Raw genomic sequence first — 18,749 nt, 5'->3', positions numbered from 1 at the left:
GTCTGGTGCGGGCGAGGAACGCGTCGAGCGCCGCGTCGCCCGCGTAGCAGTCGACGCCGTCGAGCGTGCGCGGCGTGCGGCTCCAGCCGGCGCACGGGAAGCCGAAGCGCCGCAGCGTATCGAGCACGGCCTGGCCGAGCGTGCCGAGCCCGAGCACGCCGATGCGCCGCGACGCGGCCGCGCGCACCGGCTTCTCGCACCATGCCTGGACGCGCTGTTGCGCCGCATAGTCGAACAGGTCGCGGTGGATCGTCAGCACCGCCTGCGTCACGTACTCGACCATCCCTTCGACGATGCCCGGCTCGATCATCCGCACGACCGGAATGTGTGCCGGCACGCGCGACAGGTCGAACTGATCGATGCCGGCGCCGACCGAAAACACGACCTCGAGGTTGGGCAGCAGTGCGACCGGGTCGTCCGGTGGTTGCCACGCGGCGAGATAGCGGACGGATTCGGCGTCGCCGAGGTCCGGCCAGATCCGGAACGGCAGATCGGGCGCCTGTTGCGCGAAGCGCGCTGCCCACTGCGCGCCGCGCACCGGGTCGGCCTTGTACAGGAAGCTCATCGTCGGTGTCCTTCAGCCGAGTGCCTGGCTCACGATCGCGAACGCACGCAGCGCCGGGTCGCGCGCAGGCGTGGCGCCGCGCGCCATCGCGACGACGGTATCGACGCGCGGCAGCCCGAGCCCCTCCAGCCAGTCGGACAGCCCGCTGTCGCTGGGCAAGTCGAGCCGCACGAACATCCCCTCGTTCAACGCGAGCCAGTGGCTGATCAGCGCCTGCGCGCGCAGCGCATCCGGCGCGATCACCGGGCCGACCACGTGGCCGGGGCCGAAACGGCGGAACAGCGCGAAGCCGAGCAACTCGCCGTCGCGATCGAGCGCGATGCCGTTCGCGACGTCGAGCAGCGCATCGGTCACCGCGCTCCGTTCGTAGCCCGCCGCGCGCGACGCGAGCGCGGCGAGGCGCGGCCCGTCGTTGGTGCCGAGCGGGCGCAGGCGCTCGCCGGGCGGCAGCGAGATCAGCGGCGGCCGGAATGCCGCGCCCTGATGCTGGTCGATCGTATCGATCGGCTCGAAGCCGAACGCCGCGTACAGCGGCTCGCGTCCCGGCGTCGCATGCAGAAAGACGGTTCGTGTGCCGAAGCCGTCGAGCGCGCGGGCGAGGAGCTCGCGCTCGATGCCGCCGCCCGCGCGCTCGGGCGACACGATCACCATGCCGAGCGCCGCGTGCGATTCGCCGAGGCGCCAGCCCAGCGCGGTCCCCACGACGCCGGTCTCGTCTTCGGCCACGATGCCGCCGCCGAGCTGGAGCACGAAGCGCCAGTCCTCGAGCCGGTGCGGCCACTTGACCGCCTCCGACAGCCGATGGGCGGCGGGCAGGTCGGTTTCGGCGAACGGGCGATAGGTAAGCGTGCGGGAAGAATTGAGGTCGGACACGCCGGACTCCGGATGGGTAGAAATGACCTATCGACTCTGCCAGCGACCCACGGGCGCGGATAGGACGATTCGCCTGTTTTCCGGCGGTGACGGACGCGCCCGCGAGATCGACGCAAACCCGTTCGATCGACGCGGACGAACGCGCTGATCGTGCCAGCGCGGCCGATCAATCCCACCACTCCTGCTGTGGAAACGCCACTACGATAGATGCACTGGACGGCGCTGCCGCCTGCCGGAGGGCCGCACCGGTAGGCGAGCCCGCTGCGGCAGCACGGCGCCCACCGGCCGGCCCCGCCGCGCGCGATCGCGCCGCAGATCGTGCTGCATGTGCCGGGCAACACGCGGCGATTCTGCGTTTTGAGCGGCGCCGAACGATGCGCGAACGACTTTTTGCCCTGATTCAATTTCGTCAAACCCAGCCCATCCCCGGCCCTGCCGGGGCTTCACACCGACAGGACCTGACCATGATCCAGTTTGAACCGAAGTACATCACCTTCGACTGCTACGGCACGCTGACCCATTTCCGGATGGCCGAGACGGCGCGCGAAATCTATGCGGATCGGTTGTCACCGGCCACGATGGAGGCCTTCGTGCGCGCGTTCGCCGCCTATCGGCTCGACGAGGTGCTCGGTGCGTGGAAGCCGTACCGTGACGTCGTCGTCAACGCGGTCCGTCGCACCTGCGCGCGGCTCGGCGTGAAGTTCGACGAAGCCGAGGCCGAGCTGTTCTATCACGCGGTGCCGACCTGGGGCCCGCATCCGGACGTGCCGGCCGGCCTGTCGCGGCTGGCGTCGAAGTACAAGCTCGTGATCCTGTCGAACGCGATGGACGACCAGATCATGAGCAACGTCGACAAGCTCGGCGCGCCGTTCCATGCGGTGTTCACCGCACAGCAGGCGCAATCGTACAAGCCGCGGATGCAGGGCTTCGAATACATGTTCGACAAGCTCGGCTGCAAGCCCGAGGACGTGCTGCACGTGTCGTCGAGCCTGCGCTACGACCTGATGACGGCCGAGGATCTCGGGATCAAGCACAAGGCGTTCGTGAACCGCGGCCACGAGCCGGGCACGCCGTTCTACAACTATTACGAAGTGTCGGACATCGGCCAACTGGCGACGCAGCTCGGGCTGTAAGTCGGCTGCGCCGGCCGATTCATCGATCGGCGCGACGGGACGGGACTTGACCGCGATGCCGTCGGAGCCCGTCGCGTCCCGTCGCGCGTTCGATCAGCGTACGAAACGAGGGTAATTACCGATATCGAGTCGTTCAAGGCGGGGCCGCCCGGGCCGATATATGTACCGAACGGTTAATATTTCGAGGCCCCCGCATGAAGTTGTCCACCAAACTGCTGATGCTCGTCGCCGCGGCGCTGCTCGGCGTCGTCCTGCTCGCCGCGTTGTCGCTGCACACGCTGCGCGACGCGCTGATCGACAGCCGCAGCGAAGAGATCGTCATTCTGCTGACCAAGGCCGAGCATCTGGTCGATTCGTATCGCGCGATGCAGACGAGCGGCACGCTCACGCAGGAGCAGGCGCAGCAGCAGGCCAAGGCCGCGCTGGCGGCGCTCAACGCGAATTCGAAGAGCTACTTCTGGGTCACGACGGCCGACGGCGTCAATCTCGTCCACCCGAACGCGAAGTTCATCGGCACGCGCGCGAAAGGCAACCGCACGACCAGCGGCCTGACCGACAGCGAGGCGTACCGCGCGGGCATGGCGCAGTCGCATTTCGCGCTCGTCGACGTGCTGATCAAGCGCAGCCCCGACGCGGACCTTGAGCCGAAGCTGCAGGGCGTGGTCGCGATTCCGGACTGGGACTGGTGGATCGGCACGGGATTTTTCTACGACGACATCAATGCGGCGTTTGCCCGGCTCGCGATGGTGCTCGGTGCCGTCGCGCTTGTCATCGCCGCGGCGCTCGCGGCCATCGCATGGGGCGTGCTGCGCAGTGTCAGGCGCACGCTGGGCGGCGAGCCCGCGCATGCGACGCAGATCGCCGCCCGCATCGCCGCCGGCGAACTGGACGTGCAGTTCGATACGGCGCACGCCGCGCCCGGCAGCCTGCTCGTCGCGCTGGGCGACATGAAGGCGCGGCTGACCGACACCATCGCCGAGATCCAGACCACGACCCACTCGATCGCCACCGGCACCGGCGAGATCGCGCAAGGCAACCTGGATCTGTCGCAGCGCACGGAGCAGCAGGCCGCGTCGCTGCAGGAAACGGCCGCGAGCATGGAGCAGATCACGTCCACGGTCAAACAGAACGCCGACAACGCACGCCAGGCGAATGCGCTCGTGGCCCAGGCGAAGGATGCGACCGAACTCGGCGGCGCCGCCGTGCAGGCGGTCGTCGAAACGATGCGGCAGATTTCGGACGGATCGGTGCGGATCGCCGACATTACCGTCGTCATCGAAAGCATTGCATTCCAGACCAACATTCTCGCGCTCAACGCTGCGGTGGAAGCCGCGCGGGCCGGCGAGGAGGGGCGCGGGTTCGCCGTCGTCGCGTCGGAAGTCCGCTCGCTCGCGCAACGCAGCGCCGCGGCCGCGAAGGACATCAAGGGATTGATCGACGCGTCGGTCGAGCGGGCCGGCAGCGGCAGCCGGCTCGTCGAGACGGCCGGCGCGCGCATGACGGAGATCGTCCGGTCGATCGACCGGGTGGCCGACATCATGGGCGAGATTTCGGCGGCATCGGCCGAGCAAAGCACCGGCATCGAACAGATCGGGCTGGCGGTCGCGCAAATGGACGAAGTCACCCAGCAGAACGCCGCGCTCGTCGAGCAGGCGGCTGCGGCCGCATCCTCGCTGGACGAGCAGGCGGCGCGCCTGCGGGCCGCCGTATCGGTATTCCGGCTCGCTGCGTGACGGCTTCGCGCCGTCCGTCCGCGGCCGGCGCATCATCCTGCCTTCTGTGCGCCGCGCCGGCACACGCCCGGCGTGCGCGCCGACATGCCGGTGATGGACGCGTCGCCGCATGGCGGCGCGGTTCCTGACGGCTGCACGGGCCCGGTTTCCGGGCAGTCCCGTCATTCCTCCCGTTTTCCCCCAAAGCCGTTCCGATCGAGCGGCATTCTTCTGAACTTTCCTGCGGGACGTCCCGTCGCGATTCCCACCGTCGACGCCCGTCATGCGGCGATCTGCCGCAACCTGCCGCTCGTTTCGGCCGTCGTGGGCAGGCGCGCACGAATTCGACACAAACGTGCGGTTTGCGTGAGCCAAACGCGCGCCGGATGCCGAACGGGCAATTTTGTCGGCGCAATCTGCGGCGGCCGCGGCCTTACGATTTCCTGCATCGACACGGGTTCGGTAACCACCGCGACACGCCGCCGGGCCAACGGCGACACGTGCGTGCACGCAGCAATTCATGCTGCGCGGGCGGCTCAAAACGGTCGATTCGTATCGTGCGGGCGGCCCGAATCGCGACAAACCGCATTTTGGCGATGCTTAAATGAATTGCATGTGTACGACGTTGCGCCCGCCACCAGCAAGCGGGCGCGGCGGGATTCGAGAACCACGCTGGACCCAGGACCCCACTTTCCACAGTCAGGAGCAGTTCGGATGAGCGACGATATCGACAACGGCGGCAAGGGCGGCTTCACGCGCCGCGACATGATGAAGGTCATGGCGGCGAGCGGCATGATGGCCGCCGGCGCCGGCGGACTGCTGATGACCCCCGGCTCTGCATTCGCCGCGCCCGCGCCGAAGCGCGGCGGCAAGATCCGGGTCGCGAACGAAGCCGGCTCGACGGCCGATACGCTCGACCCGGCCAAGGGCTCGACGGGCGCGGACTACACGCGCTTCTTCATGTTCTACAGCGGCCTCACGCAGCTCGATGCGAGCCTGACGCCGCAGATGAACCTCGCCGAGTCGCTGCAGACGACCGATGCGAAGACCTGGATCATCAAGCTGCGCAAGGGCGTCACGTTCCACGACGGCAAGCCGGTCGGCCCGGCCGACGTGGTGTTTTCGCTGATGCGCCACAAGAACGCGGCCACCGCGTCGAAGGTCAAGACGCTTGCCGAACAGTTCGCGGACGCGAAGGCGAGCGGCCCGGACGAAGTCACGCTCACGCTCGCCAGCGCGAACGCGGACCTGCCGGTGATCCTCGCGACGCCGCAGCTCGTGATCGTCAAGGACGGCACGACCGACTTCTCGACCGGCATCGGCTGCGGCCCATACAAGCTGAAGTCGTTCAAGCCGGGCGTGTCGACCGTCGGCGTGCGCAACGACAGCTACTTCAAGCCGGGCAGGCCGTATGTCGACGAGATCGAGCTGATCGGCATCAGCGACAGCGCCGCGCGCCTGAACGCGCTGCTGTCGGGCGACGTGCACCTGATCAACGCGATCGATCCGCGCTCGACGCAGCGGGTCTCGTCGACGCCGGGCTACGCGCTGAAGGAAACCAAGTCGGGCCTCTATACCGACCTGATCATGCGCAGCGACAACCCGATCGTCTCGAGTCCCGATTTCGTCGAAGGGATGAAGTACCTGTTCGATCGCGAGCAGCTCCGCACGGCGGTGTTCCGCGGCTACTCGGTGATCGGCAACGACCAGCCGATTCCGCCGGGACACCGCTACTTCAACGCGTCGCTGCCGCAGCGGGCGCACGATCCGGACAAGGCGAAGTTCCTGTTCCAGAAGGCGGGCGCGCTCGGCGCCACGTTGCCGCCGATCTATGCGACGTCCGACGCGAACGGGTCGATCGAAATGGCCGTGCTGCTGCAGCAGGCCGGCCAGAAGATCGGGCTGAACGTGCAGGTCAACCGCGCGTCGCCCGACGGCTACTGGTCGAACCACTGGATGAAGCACCCGCTCACCTTCGGCAACATCAACCCGCGCTCGAGCGCCGACGTGCTGTTCACGCAGTTCTTCAAGTCGGATGCGCCGTGGAACGAGTCGGGCTGGAAGAACGCGAAGTTCGACCAGCTGCTGCTCGCCGCGCGTTCGGAAACCGACGACGCGAAGCGCAAGCAGATGTACGGCGACATGCAGGTGATCGTGGCGCAGCAGGGCCGGGTCGGCATTCCGGCGTTCATCAGCTTCCTCGACGGCTACGACAAGCGGCTCGCGGGCCTCGGCTCGATCCCCACCGGGCCGATGATGGGCTTCACGTTCGCCGAGAACGTGTGGTGGAACGCATGACGTTGTGGCTGGCCGCCGTCGCGCGGCCGGTGCGGACCACCGCGCCGGCCACGCGCGGTTTTTTCGGGAGTGCCGCTCCATGAACCGAATTCTCATCGGCCTGATCGGCCGGCGCATCGCGGTCACCGCGCTGACGCTGCTGATCGTGTCCGCGATCATCTTCACGATCACGAACCTGCTGCCGGGCGACGCCGCGCAGGCCGCGCTCGGCCAGTCGGCGACGCCGGAGACGGTCGCCGCGCTGCGCCAGCAGTTCGGCCTCGACATGCCGGCGCACGTGCGTTACGTGCACTGGCTCACCGGCCTGCTGCACGGCGACTTCGGCCGGTCGTTTTCCGGCGACATGCCGGTGTCGGAGCTGATCGGCGGGCGCCTGCCGAAGTCGCTCACGCTGGCGGCGATCACGACCGCCGTGTCGGTGCCGATCGCGCTGCTGCTCGGCATCCTCGCGGCAGTCAAGCGCGAGTCGGTGATCGACCGCGTGATCAGCCTCGGCACACTGTCGCTCGTCGCGACGCCGGAATTCCTGATCGCAACGGTCGCGGTGCTCGTGCTGGCCGTGAAGCTGCACTGGCTGTCCGCGCTGTCGTACAGCGGCCCGATCGAAAGCCTGCACGACTTCCTGCGCGCGTACGCGATGCCGGTGCTGACGCTGTGCGCGGTCGTGATCGCGCAAATGGCGCGGATGACGCGCGCCGCGGTGATCGAGCAGTTGAGCGCGTCGTACGTCGAGATGGCCGTGCTCAAGGGCGCGAGCCCCGCGCGCGTCGTGCTGCGCCATGCGTTGCCGAACGCGATCGGCCCGATCGCCAATGCGATCGCGCTGAGCCTGTCGTATCTGCTCGGCGGCGTGATCGTCGTCGAGACGATCTTCAACTATCCGGGCCTGGCGAGCCTGATGGTCGACGCCGTCAGCAACCGCGATTTCCCGTTGGTCCAGGCGTGCACGCTGATCTTCTGCGTCGCTTACCTGACACTCGTGCTGTTCGCCGACCTGTGCTCGATCGTGTCGAACCCGCGACTGCGCACCTGAGTGTTTCGTCTTCCTTCCGAGATGCCGCCCATGCAACCGATCGAACCCGTACAACGCAGCAGCGCGCTGCCGCCATCCGGCGACCCGCCCGTGGGGCGGGGCAGCGTGCCGCCTGCCGCGCCTGCCCCCGACCAGCCGCGCAAGCGCCGCGCCGCGCGCATCGCCTTGACCGCCGGCGGCCGCGTCGGCCTGTCGATGGTCGGCCTGATGCTGTTCATCGCGGTGTTCGGGCCGCTGATCGCGCCGCATGACGTCGGCGCGATCGTCACGCCCGACGTGTTCGCCTCGTTCAGCGCGAAGCTGCCGTTCGGTTCCGACTTCCTCGGCCGCGACATGCTGAGCCGGATCCTGTACGGCACGCGGCTGACCGTGCTGCTCGCGCTGGCCGCGGTGCTGCTCGCCGCGGTGACCGGTACGACGCTCGGGCTGCTCGCGACCGTGTCGGGCCGCGCGGTCGACGAGACGATGAGCCGGCTGCTCGATGCGCTCACGTCGATTCCGTCGAAGATGTTCGCGCTGATGCTCGTCGCCGCGTTCGGCTCGTCGCTGCCGCTGCTGGTGCTCACCGCCGCGATCAGCTACATGCCCGGCTCGTACCGGATCGCGCGCGCGCTGGCCGTCAACATCAGCACGCTCGAATTCGTGCAGGTGGCCAAGGCGCGCGGCGAAAGCGCGCTGTACATCGCGTGCGTCGAGATGCTGCCGAACATGATCCACCCGATGCTGGCGGACACCGGGCTGCGCTTCACGTTCGTCGTGCTGCTGCTGAGCGGCCTGAGCTTTCTCGGGCTCGGCGTGCAGCCGCCGTATGCGGACCTCGGCTCGCTCGTGCGCGAGAACATCGCGAGCCTCGGCGACGGCTCGGCCGTCGCGATCATGCCCGCGGTCGCGATCGCGATCCTGACGGTGGGCGTCAACCTGATGATCGACGGTCTGCCGCATCGCGGCCGCCGCAAGGGCGCGGCCGGCGCCGCCGGAGGACACTGATGCGACACGAATCGAACCCGCTCGTCGAGGTGCGCGGGCTGCGCGTGGTCGGCGGCCGGCCGGGCGGCGAGGAAACGACGATCGTCCACGGCGTCGACTTCGAGATCGGGCGCGGCGAGGTGCTCGCGCTGATCGGCGAATCGGGCTCCGGCAAGACGACGATCGCGTTGTCGCTGATGGGCCATGCGCGCACCGGATGCCGGATCGCCGGCGGCTCGGTGAAGCTCGACGGCACCGACGTGTGCACGCTTTCCGCCGCGGCGCTGACCGCGCTGCGCGGCCGCAAGGTCGCGTATATCGCGCAGAGCGCGGCCGCCGCGTTCAACCCGTCGCGCACGATTCTCGACCAGGTGATCGAGGGCGCGCTGATCCACAAGACGATGACGAAGCGCGACGCGCAGGCGAAGGCGATCGAGCTGTTTCGCGCGCTCGCGCTGCCGGAGCCGGAGACGATCGGCAAGCGCTATCCGCACCAGGTTTCGGGCGGTCAACTGCAGCGGCTGATGGCCGCGATGGCGTTGATCACCGATCCCGAGCTGGTGATCCTCGACGAACCGACCACCGCGCTCGACGTGACCACGCAGATCGACGTGCTGCAGGCGTTCAAGAACGTGATCCGGCGCTACGGGATGAGTGCGGTGTACGTGTCGCACGACCTGGCCGTGGTCGCGCAGATGGCCGACCGGATCGTCGTGCTGAGCGACGGCGTGATCCGCGAGGCGGGCGACACCGAACAGATCCTGCATGCGCCGACGCACCCGTACACGCAGAGCCTGATCGCGGCGGTCACGCCGAACGATGCCCAACGCGACGCGCAGGCGCAAGCACAAGCACAGGAGCCGGCTGCGCCGGCGCCGCTGCTCGACGTGCGCGGCGCGATCGCGGGCTATGGCGGGCGCACCGCGAACGGCTGGCCCGCGAAGGTGATCCTGCACGAAGTCGACCTGCGCATCGGGCGCGGGCAGACGGTCGGCGTGATCGGCGAATCGGGTTCCGGCAAGACGACGCTCGCGAAGGTGATCGCGGGCCTCGTGCCGGCGACCGGCGGCGCGATCCTGCTCGACGGCGAGCCGCTCGCGCGCGATATCGTCAAACGGACGAAGGAGCAGCACCGCCGCGTGCAGATCGTGTTCCAGAACGCCGATACCGCGCTCAACCCGGTGCATACCGTCGAGCGCACGCTCGCGCGGCCGCTCGCGTTCTACCACGGGATCAAGGGCGCGCGTGCACGCCGGCGCGTCGCGGAGCTGCTCGAACTCGTGCGGTTGCCGCCGGCGGTCGCCGCGCGGCGTACCGGCGAGCTGTCGGGCGGGCAGAAGCAGCGCGTGAACCTCGCGCGCGCGCTCGCGGCCGAGCCCGACCTGATCCTGTGCGACGAGGTCACGTCGGCGCTCGACACCGTGGTCGGCGCCGCGATCATCGAGCTGCTGCGCGACCTGCAGGCGAAGCTCGGCGTGTCGTACGTGTTCATCACGCACGACATCGCGAAGGTGCGCGCGATCAGCGACGACATCGTCGTGCTGTATGCGGGCCGCCGCGTGGAGACGGGCAGCCGCGACGCGCTGTGCGCGCCGCCTTATCACCCGTATTCGCACTTGCTTGTGTCGTCCGCGCCGGAGTTGCGCGCGGGCTGGCTCGACGATGCGGCCGAGCGTTGCCATCGGCCGCTGGTGCCGATCGGCGAGCGCGAGAACGAGGCCGAGCTGTGTCCGTTCCTGTCGCGCTGCGCGATGCGCGTGGACGGCGTGTGCAACCGGACGGCCCCGCCGCTGCGCACGCTCGGGAACGGCGCGCAGGTGCTGTGCCATCGCAGCGAGGAGGATCTCGCGCGCTTCCAGGCGGAGCCGATTCCCGCTGGCGTCACGCCGGTGCAGCTGTAGTGCGTGGCGCGCGAACCGTTCATCGCGCGGTGCGGTGAACGGCCCGCCGCATAGTCTGCTGCGGCGGTCGCGTAAAACGGCGATTTGTATGCGTGCCGCGCGCGAATACGCGGCAACTGCGGTTTTTGACGGTGATTAAATGATTCTCATTGAACGGTCGCCGATCGTCGTTGCCGGCATGCAAAAGAAGGATCCAATGAAACTGGAATCGTACTGGCTGGATACCCGTCCCGCGTTTCGCGCCGGAAGCGTTGGCCCCGTCGAAGGGCGGGCCGACGTCGTGGTGATCGGCGGCGGTTTCACCGGCTTGTCGGCAGCGCTCGCGCTCGCGCAGCGCGGCGTCTCGGTGGTCGTGCTCGAAGCCGCGCAGGTCGCGGGCGAAGCGTCGGGCCGCAACGGCGGCCAGTGCAATACGGGCGTCGCGCAGGACTACGCGTCGCTGGCCGCGCGCATCGGCGCCGCGCAGGCGAAGCAGTTCTATCGCGCATACGAAAGCGCGGTGAAGAGCGTCGAGACGATCGTGACCGAACAGGCGATCGATTGCGATTTCCGGCGCGCCGGCAAGCTCAAGCTCGCCGCGAAGCCGCAGCACTTCGCGGGGCTCGAAAAGACCTTCGACGCGTTGCGGCGCGACGTCGATCCGGACATCGAGCTGATTGAGCCGTCGCGGATCCGCGATGAAATCGCGTCCGACGGTTTTTACGGCGGGCTCCTGCAGCGCAACGGCGCGCAGATGCACATGGGCAAGTTCGGCGTCGGGCTCGCGCAAGCGGCCGTGCGGGCCGGCGCACGCGTGTACGAGCACGCGGCCGTCACGCAGCTCGACCGGCTCGACGGCGAGCGCCACCGGATCACCTGCGCCCGCGGCACGATCGTCGCCGACCGCGTGCTGGTCGCGACCGGCGCATCGCAGCACGGGCCGTTCGCGTGGTTCCGGCGACGCATCGCGCCGGTCGGCAGTTTCATCGTCGTGACCGAGCCGCTGCCCGACGCGCAGTTGAACCGGCTGTTTCCGCATCGCCGCGCATACGTGACGTCGCGCCAGATCGGCAACTACTTCCGCGTGACGCCCGACAACCGGCTGCTGTTCGGCGGCCGCGCGCGCTTCGCGATGTCGAGCCCGCGCTCCGACGCGAAGAGCGGCGACGTCCTGCGTGCCGGCATGGCCGGCTACTTCCCGGAACTGGCCGGCGTGCGGCTCGACTACTGCTGGGGCGGCCTCGTCGACATCACCGCCGACCGGCTGCCGCGCGCGGGCCAGCACGACGGCCTCTATTACTCGATGGGCTACAGCGGCCACGGCGTGCAGATGTCGGTGCACATGGGCCGCGTGATGGCCGACGTGCTGTATGGCGCGGCCGCGTCGAACCCGTGGCGCGAGCTCGAATGGCCGGCGATACCGGGCCATTTCGGGCACGCGTGGTTCTTGCCGCTCGTCGGCGCGTATTACCGGATGCAGGATTTCCTGCATTGAAGCGAGCGCCGGGAGAATTCGACATGACAGTGCAATTCGTTGGCTCGCCGCGTGTCGCGCGGCCCGTCTCGCCGGCGATCGGCGACGTGCTGCGCACGATCGACGCATCGTTCGCGCAGCCGCTGAACCTCGATACGCTCGCAGCGGTGGCCGGGTTGAGCGTGTCGCGTTTCACCGCGCGTTTTCGCAGCGAAACCGGGCTGTCGCCGCACCGGTATCTGTGTCTCGTGCGGATACGGCGGGCGCAGGACCTGTTGCGCGCCGGTCTCGCACCGTCGGTCGTCGCGACCGACGTCGGCTTCTTCGATCAGAGCCACCTGTGCCGGCATTTCCGGCGCGTGCTCGGGATCACGCCGCGCGATTACGTGGTCGCCCGAACGGGCGGCGCGCCGGTGCGAACGCCATCGACGCGCCTGCACGCCGAACGCCGCGAAGCGTCGTGTCACGCGGCGTAAGCGCACGCATGGACGACATGCCCCGCTGAGGATGTCCGGCAGAAGAGCCGGCGAACGACGATTTCCGATATCGCGTGACGGCTTTTGAACCAGTCCGCCGCGCACTGCACAGGAGCAGAAATGACCGCAGTTTTCGTGTTGCACCGGGCCGACGGCGCACCGTCTTCCACCGCATTCCGCAAGCAGGCGTTCGGCGCGAGCGATCCTTTCGCGTCGCATCGTGAGATTGCGTGGGAAGGCCCCGACGCGATGGCCGCGGGGCGGATCGTTTTCGTCGGCGAACTGGACGTGTCGAGCTTTCCGCACATCGAAACCGTCGTCGTCGTCCAAGGCGAGCTGACGCTCGAAGCGGCCGGGGCCGCGCCGCTGGTGCTCGGCCCGGGGCAAGGCGCCGTCATCGGCGGCGGCACCGAACTGCGCATCGCCGCGCAATCGCCGGTGCTGCTGACGTTCTGCGCGGCAGCGTGCGCGCAACCGACGAAACGCGGCCTCTTCGAGCTGCGCGCCGACGCGGACTTCAAGCCGTCCGCCACGCTGCCGGCCGAGGTGCTGCTCGGCCCCGCGCCGCAATGCCGCAGCGACAACGTGTTCACAGACGACGGCGCCGGGTACTGCGCGGGCACGTGGGATTCGACGCCGTATCACCGGATCGTCCGGCCGCATCGCGCGAACGAGTTCATGTTCCTGCTGGACGGCGGCGTCCGGTTCGCGGCGCCCGACGGCAGCGTGCAGTCGCTCGGTACCGGCGACGCGCTGTTCGTGCCGTGCGGCGCGTCGATCGGGTGGGAAAGCAGCGAACGCGTGGCGAAGTTCTACGTGATGCAGAACGTCAAACCCTCTACCGAACGAGACTGAGCATGTCCCCTCCGCTGCGCCATATCGAAACTTCGCCCACGCTGCCGGCTTCGGCCGACGTCGTCGTGATCGGCGGCGGCATCATCGGCGTCTTCACCGCGTACTACCTGGCCCGGCGCGGGGTGTCGGTCGCGCTGGTCGAGAAGGGGCGGATCGGCGCCGAGCAGTCGAGCCGCAACTGGGGCTGGTGCCGGCAGCAGAACCGCGACGAGCGCGAATTGCCGATGGCAAGCAAGAGCATCGATCTGTGGGAACGATTCGCCGCCGAATCCGGCGAGGACACGGGCTTTCATCGCTGCGGGCTGCTGTATCTCAGCAATGACGAGGCCGAGCTGTCCCGCTGGGCCAGCTGGGGCGAATTCGCGAAGACCGCGGGCGTGACCACGTACATGCTCGACAGCAAGCAGGCCGCCGAACGCGGACGGGCCACCGGGCGGCAGTGGAAGGGCGGTGTTTTCTCGCCGACCGACGGCACGGCCGATCCAGGCAAGGCCGCGCCGGCCGTGGCCGCCGCGCTGATCAAGCTGGGCGGCAGTGTCCACCAGCACTGCGCGGCGCGCGGCATCGAACTCGAAGGCGGCCGCGTCGCGGGCGTCGTCACCGAGGCCGGCGTCATCAAGACCCGAACGGTCGTGATGGCCGGCGGCGCATGGGCGTCGTCGTTCTGCCGCCAGCTCGGCATCCGCTTTCCGCAGGCGTCGATCCGTCAGTCGATCCTGAGCGTGTCGCCCGTCGAAACGCCGCTGCCGGATGCGATGTACACGTCCGGCGTGTCCGTCACGCGCCGCAGCGACGGACGCTACGCATTGGCGATCAGCGGCCGCGCGCGCGTGGACCTGACGCCGCAGTTCCTGCGCTTCGCGCCGCAATTCGTGCCGATGTTCGCGAAACGCTGGCGCAACCTGCTGCCGGGCGGCCTCGAAGGCGTGCGCGGCGGCCATGAAACGTTGAAGCGCTGGCGCCTCGACGCGCCGACGCCGATGGAAGCCGTACGCATCCTCGATCCGAAGCCCGACATGCCGACGGTCGCCGAAACGTACCGCCGCGCGGCCGAACTGTTGCCCGAACTGCGCGAAGCGAAGATCACGCACGCGTGGGCTGGGTTCGTCGACAGCACGCCGGACGGCGTGCCGGGCATCGGCGAAGTGCCGGGCGTACCGGGGCTGATCCTCGCGGCGGGTTTTTCGGGTCACGGCTTCGGGATCGGCCCGGGCGCCGGGCACCTGATCGCCGATCTGGCGTCCGGTGCGCAACCTTTCGTGGACCCGGCGCCGTACCGGCCCGGCCGGTTCAGCGAGTCCGCATGGGGCAAGGTCGCGGATTTCTAGTGCAAGGCCGTCGCGCTGATGCGGGCGCAGCCTACCGACGAGGCGCTTCGATCCGGATCGCGGACGAGCGGCCGGACCGGTGCGGCGAACGTTGGTCGGCCTGGCAGCGCGGTGCGGTGCGGTGCGGTGGACAGCTTGGGAGTGCTTGATGCGTTTCAGTTCCTACTGGCTCGATACGTCGGAGCCATTCGCGAGCAGCTCGCCGGCGTTGCCCGACGGAAGTTGCGACGTCGTGGTGGTGGGCGGCGGCATCACCGGTTCGGCCGCCGCACTGGCGCTGGCCAGGAAAGGCGCGCGCGTGATCGTCTGCGAGGCGGGCACCGTCGGGCAGGCGGCATCGGGACGCAACGGCGGCATGTGCAACAACGGCTTCGCGCAGGATTACGCGTCGCTGTCGCAGCGCCTCGGCACGGAACTGGCCAACCGGCTCTATCTCGCGTTCGATGCGGGCGTCGACACGGTCGAGCGGCTGGTCACGGAGGAGTCGATCGATTGCGATTTCGTGCGCTGGGGCAAGCTGAAGCTCGCGGCGAAGCCGGAGCATTACGACAAGCTCGCGCGAAGTCAGGCCCTGCTCGCGGCGAGCGTTGACCCCGACACGCGCCTGGTCACGAAGGCGGAGCTGCGCGACGAGATTGGCTCGAACCGGTATCACGGCGGGCTGCTGTTCGGCAAGAGCGCCGGGATGCACGTCGGCCGTTATGTGCGCGGCCTCGCGCGCGCCGCGCAAACCCGCGGCGCGCATATTTTCGAGCATGCGCCGGTGCTCGGCCTGAAGCGGCAAGCGGGCGGCGCGTACGCGGTGCAAACACCGCTCGGCGAGATCCGCGCGCGCCAGGTGCTGCTCGCGAGCGGCATTTCGCAGGTCGGGCCGTTCGGCTGGGTTCGCCGCAGGATCGTGCCGGTCGGCGCGTTCATCATCGTCACCGAGCCGTTGCCGAACGACCTGCTCGACCGCTTGCTGCCGACGCGCCGGATGGTCACCGACACGAAGAACTTCGTGAATTTCTTTCGCGTCACGCCCGACAATCGGATGCTGTTCGGCGGGCGCGCGCGTTTTGCCGCATCGAATCCGCGCTCCGACGAAAAGAGCGGCGCGATCCTGCGGCAGCAGATGGCCGCCGTGTTTCCCGAGCTGGCCGACGTACGCATCGACTACTGCTGGGGCGGGATGGTCGACATGACGGCCAACCGGCTGCCGCGGGCGGGCCAGCGCGACGGCGTGTATTACTCGATGGGCTATAGCGGCCACGGCACGCACATGGCGACGCTGATGGGCACGCTGATGGCGGAGATCATGGACGGACGCGCCGATCTCAATCCGTGGAAAAGCTTCGACTGGCCCGCGATTTCCGGCCACTTCGGCAAGCCGTGGTTTCTGCCGTTCGTCGGCGCATGGTATCGACTCAAGGACACCCTTCAATGAATTCACCCGTCAATTCACCGGTTCGTCACCTGATGGAAGCAGGGAGGCTGGATCGATTCTTCATCGACGGCGACTGGGTTCTACCCGACGACAGTGACCGATTCGCGGTCGTCTGCCCGTCCACCGAAGACACGCTGTGCGACATCCCGCTCGGCAATGCACGCGACGCCGACCGCGCGGTGCAGGCCGCGCGCCGCGCGTTCGAACGCTGGGCCGCGACCTCGCCGCAAGAACGCGCCGCGCTGCTCGACCGCGTGCATGCCTTGATGCTGGAGCGCGCGGAATGGTTCGCCACGGCGCTTGCGCTGGAGATGGGCGCGCCGATCGGCTATGCGCGCGGCGCGCACGTGCCGCTCGCGGCCGAACATATTCGCGTCGCACGCGACAACCTCGCGCGCTACCCGTTCGTCACGCGGCGCGGGACGACCGCGGTCGTACGCGAGCCGATCGGCGTCTGCGCGCTGATCACGCCATGGAACTGGCCGATCTATCAGATCACCGCGAAGGTCGGCCCGGCGCTCGCCGCAGGCTGCACGGTGGTGCTGAAACCCAGCGAGCTGTCGCCGCTCAGCGCGCTGCTGTTCGCGGAAGTGATCGCCGATGCGGGCGTGCCCGCGGGCGTGTTCAACCTGGTGAGCGGCAGCGGCGAGGCGGTGGGCGCCGCGCTTTCGTCGCACCCCGAGGTCGACATGGTGTCGATTACCGGGTCGACGCGCGCCGGCGTGCTCGTGGCGCAGGCGGCGGCCCCGACCGTCAAGCGCGTCGCGCAGGAGCTGGGCGGCAAATCGCCGAACATCGTGTTGCCGGACGCGGACCTGCAGCAGGCCATCGGGCCGGGCGTGGCCGCCGCGTTCCGCAACATGGGGCAATCGTGCAGCGCGCCGACCCGCATGATCGTGCCGCGCGACGTGCTCGGCGCGGTCGAGGAGCTGGCCATCGCGGCAGCGCAACGGCTGATCGTCGGCGATCCGTTCGACGACGCGACGACGCACGGGCCGCTCGCCAATCGTGCGCAGTTCGGTCGCGTCGCGCAGATGATCGACGCGGGCATCGACGAACGGGCGAAGCTGATCGCCGGCGGCCCGGGACGGCCCGCGGGATTCGACCGCGGCTTCTATGCGCGGCCGACGATCTTTTCCGACGTCCGCACCGACATGGCGATCGCGCAGCAGGAGATCTTCGGTCCGGTCCTTGCGATTCTTCCTTACGATACGGTCGACGAAGCCGTCGCGATCGCGAACGACACGGTCTATGGGCTCGGCGCGCATGTGCAGGGTGCCGACAAGGAACGCGCACGTGCGGTGGCCGCGCGCATCCGCTCGGGGCAGGTGCATCTGAACTACCCGGCATGGGATCCGCAGGCGCCGTTCGGCGGCTACAAGCAGTCGGGCAACGGTCGCGAGTACGGGATCGAAGGGATGGAGGAGTATATGGAGATCAAGTCCGTCGTCGGCTTTTACGACTGACGCAGCCGTCTACTTTTCGAAGGTGCCGAAATTGGAAAACCCCGTCATCCCCGACACGTCGCTGCAAGCGCATCACGCGCACTGGGCGAAGCTGCGCCGCGACCTGCATGCGCATCCCGAACTGCGATTCGAAGAACACCGGACGGCCGACGTCGTCGCCCGCGAGCTCGAAGCGCTCGGCTATGCGGTGTCGCGCGGGCTCGGCGGTACAGGCGTCGTGGCGAGCCTGCCGGGCGCGGATCCGGACCGCGGCATCGTACTGCGCGCCGATCTGGATGCGTTGCCGATCCACGAAGCCAACGACTTCGCGCATGCGTCGTGCACGCACGGGATCATGCACGCGTGCGGCCATGACGGCCATACCGTGATGTTGCTCGGCGCCGCGCGCGTGCTGAAAGCGTTGCCGCAGCTGCCGGGCACCGTCCATTTCGTGTTTCAGCCGGGGGAAGAGGGCGGTGCGGGCGCGCGCAAGATGATCGACGACGGGCTGTTCGAGCAATGCCCGACGGAGGCGGTATTCGGCATGCACAACTGGCCCGGTTTGCCGGCCGGGCATTTCGGGTTGCGCACTGGCCCGATCATGGCCGCCGGCTCGCGGTTCAGGATCACGATCACCGGCAAGGGCGCGCATGCGGCGCAGCCGCACCTGGGCATCGATCCCGTTCCGCTCGCGTGTTCGATGGTGCTGCAGTGCCAGACGATCGCCGCGCGGCACAAGGATCCCGTCGACCCGGCGGTGATTTCCGTCTGCATGTTCCATGCGGGCACGACGGACAACGTCATTCCGGACACGGCCGAGCTGCGCGGGACGATTCGCACGCTGTCGTCCGCGTTGCAGCAACAGTTGCAGCGTGACGTCCGGCTCATGTGCGAAGGGCTGGCGGCGGCTTATGGCGCGCAGGTCGACGTCGAGTTCTTTCAGTACTACCCGGCAACGGTCAACACGCCGGCCGAGACGGCACTGTGCGAAGCGGTGATTCGCGACACCTTCGGCGACGAACGCCTGTATCCCGACGTGCCGCCGAACATGACGTCCGAAGACTTCGGCTTCATGCTCGAAGAGCGCCCCGGCGCGTACGTGCTGATCGGTAATGCGCCGGCCGGATCGGCGTCGCCGGCGTTGCATCACCCGAAATACGATTTCAACGACGACATCATTCCGGCTGGCGTCCGGTACTGGGTCGCCCTGGCACGGCATTATTTCGCGCGATTCCCGTGACGCCGTGCGTGATGCCGACCCGGTCGGCAGTCGAGCCGCATTGAA

15 protein-coding genes are annotated in these 18,749 nt (G+C 68.6%); 13 read left to right on the top strand and 2 right to left on the bottom strand.

Annotated features, from left to right (window positions below):
• Window positions 1-565 (bottom strand): NAD(P)-dependent oxidoreductase (locus F3J14_RS17130; protein ID WP_282100695.1); only part of this gene is annotated, 565 nt, incomplete at its 3' end.
• Between the two features lie 12 nt (window positions 566-577).
• On the bottom strand, window positions 578-1,438 hold the full coding sequence (locus F3J14_RS17125; protein ID WP_166724010.1) for a GNAT family N-acetyltransferase: 861 nt from the start codon (window positions 1,436-1,438) through the stop codon (window positions 578-580).
• 464 nt (window positions 1,439-1,902) lie between these two features.
• On the opposite strand from F3J14_RS17125, the gene F3J14_RS17120 reads away from it, so the two are divergent.
• From F3J14_RS17120 to F3J14_RS17060, 13 genes are all read left to right on the top strand, one after another.
• The gene (locus F3J14_RS17120) at window positions 1,903-2,571 is read left to right on the top strand and encodes a haloacid dehalogenase type II (RefSeq protein ID WP_069620089.1); all 669 of its coding nucleotides are present in this window, start codon (window positions 1,903-1,905) and stop codon (window positions 2,569-2,571) included.
• Between the two features lie 194 nt (window positions 2,572-2,765).
• A complete protein-coding gene (locus F3J14_RS17115) occupies window positions 2,766-4,304 on the top strand; it encodes a methyl-accepting chemotaxis protein (protein WP_166724009.1) in 1,539 nt (512 codons plus the stop codon).
• A 693-nt stretch (window positions 4,305-4,997) separates the two neighbouring features.
• Window positions 4,998-6,581, top strand: a complete 1,584-nt coding sequence (locus tag F3J14_RS17110; RefSeq protein WP_166724008.1) for an ABC transporter substrate-binding protein — start codon at window positions 4,998-5,000, stop codon at window positions 6,579-6,581.
• A 79-nt stretch (window positions 6,582-6,660) separates the two neighbouring features.
• On the top strand, window positions 6,661-7,614 hold the full coding sequence (locus F3J14_RS17105) for an ABC transporter permease (protein WP_166724007.1): 954 nt from the start codon (window positions 6,661-6,663) through the stop codon (window positions 7,612-7,614).
• A gap of 30 nt (window positions 7,615-7,644) precedes the next feature.
• On the top strand, window positions 7,645-8,601 hold the full coding sequence (locus F3J14_RS17100; RefSeq protein WP_166724006.1) for an ABC transporter permease: 957 nt from the start codon (window positions 7,645-7,647) through the stop codon (window positions 8,599-8,601).
• Complete coding sequence (locus F3J14_RS17095; RefSeq protein WP_166724005.1) at window positions 8,601-10,481, top strand: ABC transporter ATP-binding protein; 1,881 nt, start codon at window positions 8,601-8,603, stop codon at window positions 10,479-10,481. The genes F3J14_RS17100 and F3J14_RS17095 overlap by 1 nt, the downstream gene beginning before the upstream one ends.
• A gap of 139 nt (window positions 10,482-10,620) precedes the next feature.
• Window positions 10,621-11,955 carry an FAD-binding oxidoreductase gene (locus F3J14_RS17090; RefSeq protein ID WP_211080364.1) on the top strand — a complete coding sequence of 445 codons (1,335 nt, stop codon included), beginning with the start codon at window positions 10,621-10,623 and terminating at the stop codon, window positions 11,953-11,955.
• A 23-nt stretch (window positions 11,956-11,978) separates the two neighbouring features.
• Window positions 11,979-12,410 carry an AraC family transcriptional regulator gene (locus F3J14_RS17085; protein ID WP_166724003.1) on the top strand — a complete coding sequence of 144 codons (432 nt, stop codon included), beginning with the start codon at window positions 11,979-11,981 and terminating at the stop codon, window positions 12,408-12,410.
• A gap of 120 nt (window positions 12,411-12,530) precedes the next feature.
• Window positions 12,531-13,265 carry a cupin domain-containing protein gene (locus F3J14_RS17080; RefSeq protein ID WP_166724002.1) on the top strand — a complete coding sequence of 245 codons (735 nt, stop codon included), beginning with the start codon at window positions 12,531-12,533 and terminating at the stop codon, window positions 13,263-13,265.
• A gap of 2 nt (window positions 13,266-13,267) precedes the next feature.
• Window positions 13,268-14,593 carry an FAD-binding oxidoreductase gene (locus F3J14_RS17075; RefSeq protein ID WP_166724001.1) on the top strand — a complete coding sequence of 442 codons (1,326 nt, stop codon included), beginning with the start codon at window positions 13,268-13,270 and terminating at the stop codon, window positions 14,591-14,593.
• A 148-nt stretch (window positions 14,594-14,741) separates the two neighbouring features.
• Window positions 14,742-16,019, top strand: coding sequence for an FAD-binding oxidoreductase (locus F3J14_RS17070; RefSeq protein ID WP_166724000.1), 1,278 nt, complete (start codon window positions 14,742-14,744; stop codon window positions 16,017-16,019).
• The gene (locus tag F3J14_RS17065) at window positions 16,016-17,485 is read left to right on the top strand and encodes an aldehyde dehydrogenase family protein (protein WP_166723999.1); all 1,470 of its coding nucleotides are present in this window, start codon (window positions 16,016-16,018) and stop codon (window positions 17,483-17,485) included. The genes F3J14_RS17070 and F3J14_RS17065 overlap by 4 nt, the downstream gene beginning before the upstream one ends.
• A 31-nt stretch (window positions 17,486-17,516) precedes the next feature.
• Window positions 17,517-18,704, top strand: coding sequence for a M20 aminoacylase family protein (locus tag F3J14_RS17060; RefSeq protein WP_166723998.1), 1,188 nt, complete (start codon window positions 17,517-17,519; stop codon window positions 18,702-18,704).
• Window positions 18,705-18,749: the final 45 nt, after the last annotated feature.

This window comes from Burkholderia sp. Tr-862, from assembly GCF_011753085.1.
GTDB lineage: Bacteria > Pseudomonadota > Gammaproteobacteria > Burkholderiales > Burkholderiaceae > Burkholderia > Burkholderia ambifaria.
This window is presented reverse-complemented; position numbering and strand designations above follow the sequence as displayed.

Bases quoted from the DNA above. Each gene is read 5' to 3' on its own strand.
- F3J14_RS17120 (WP_069620089.1), top strand. From the start codon at position 1,903: ATGATCCAGTTTGAACCGAAGTACATCACCTTCGACTGCTACGGCACG.
- F3J14_RS17115 (WP_166724009.1), top strand. From the start codon at position 2,766: ATGAAGTTGTCCACCAAACTGCTGATGCTCGTCGCCGCGGCGCTGCTC.
- F3J14_RS17110 (WP_166724008.1), top strand. From the start codon at position 4,998: ATGAGCGACGATATCGACAACGGCGGCAAGGGCGGCTTCACGCGCCGC.
- F3J14_RS17105 (WP_166724007.1), top strand. From the start codon at position 6,661: ATGAACCGAATTCTCATCGGCCTGATCGGCCGGCGCATCGCGGTCACC.
- F3J14_RS17100 (WP_166724006.1), top strand. From the start codon at position 7,645: ATGCAACCGATCGAACCCGTACAACGCAGCAGCGCGCTGCCGCCATCC.
- F3J14_RS17095 (WP_166724005.1), top strand. From the start codon at position 8,601: ATGCGACACGAATCGAACCCGCTCGTCGAGGTGCGCGGGCTGCGCGTG.
- F3J14_RS17090 (WP_211080364.1), top strand. From the start codon at position 10,621: ATGATTCTCATTGAACGGTCGCCGATCGTCGTTGCCGGCATGCAAAAG.
- F3J14_RS17085 (WP_166724003.1), top strand. From the start codon at position 11,979: ATGACAGTGCAATTCGTTGGCTCGCCGCGTGTCGCGCGGCCCGTCTCG.
- F3J14_RS17080 (WP_166724002.1), top strand. From the start codon at position 12,531: ATGACCGCAGTTTTCGTGTTGCACCGGGCCGACGGCGCACCGTCTTCC.
- F3J14_RS17075 (WP_166724001.1), top strand. From the start codon at position 13,268: ATGTCCCCTCCGCTGCGCCATATCGAAACTTCGCCCACGCTGCCGGCT.
- F3J14_RS17070 (WP_166724000.1), top strand. From the start codon at position 14,742: ATGCGTTTCAGTTCCTACTGGCTCGATACGTCGGAGCCATTCGCGAGC.
- F3J14_RS17065 (WP_166723999.1), top strand. From the start codon at position 16,016: ATGAATTCACCCGTCAATTCACCGGTTCGTCACCTGATGGAAGCAGGG.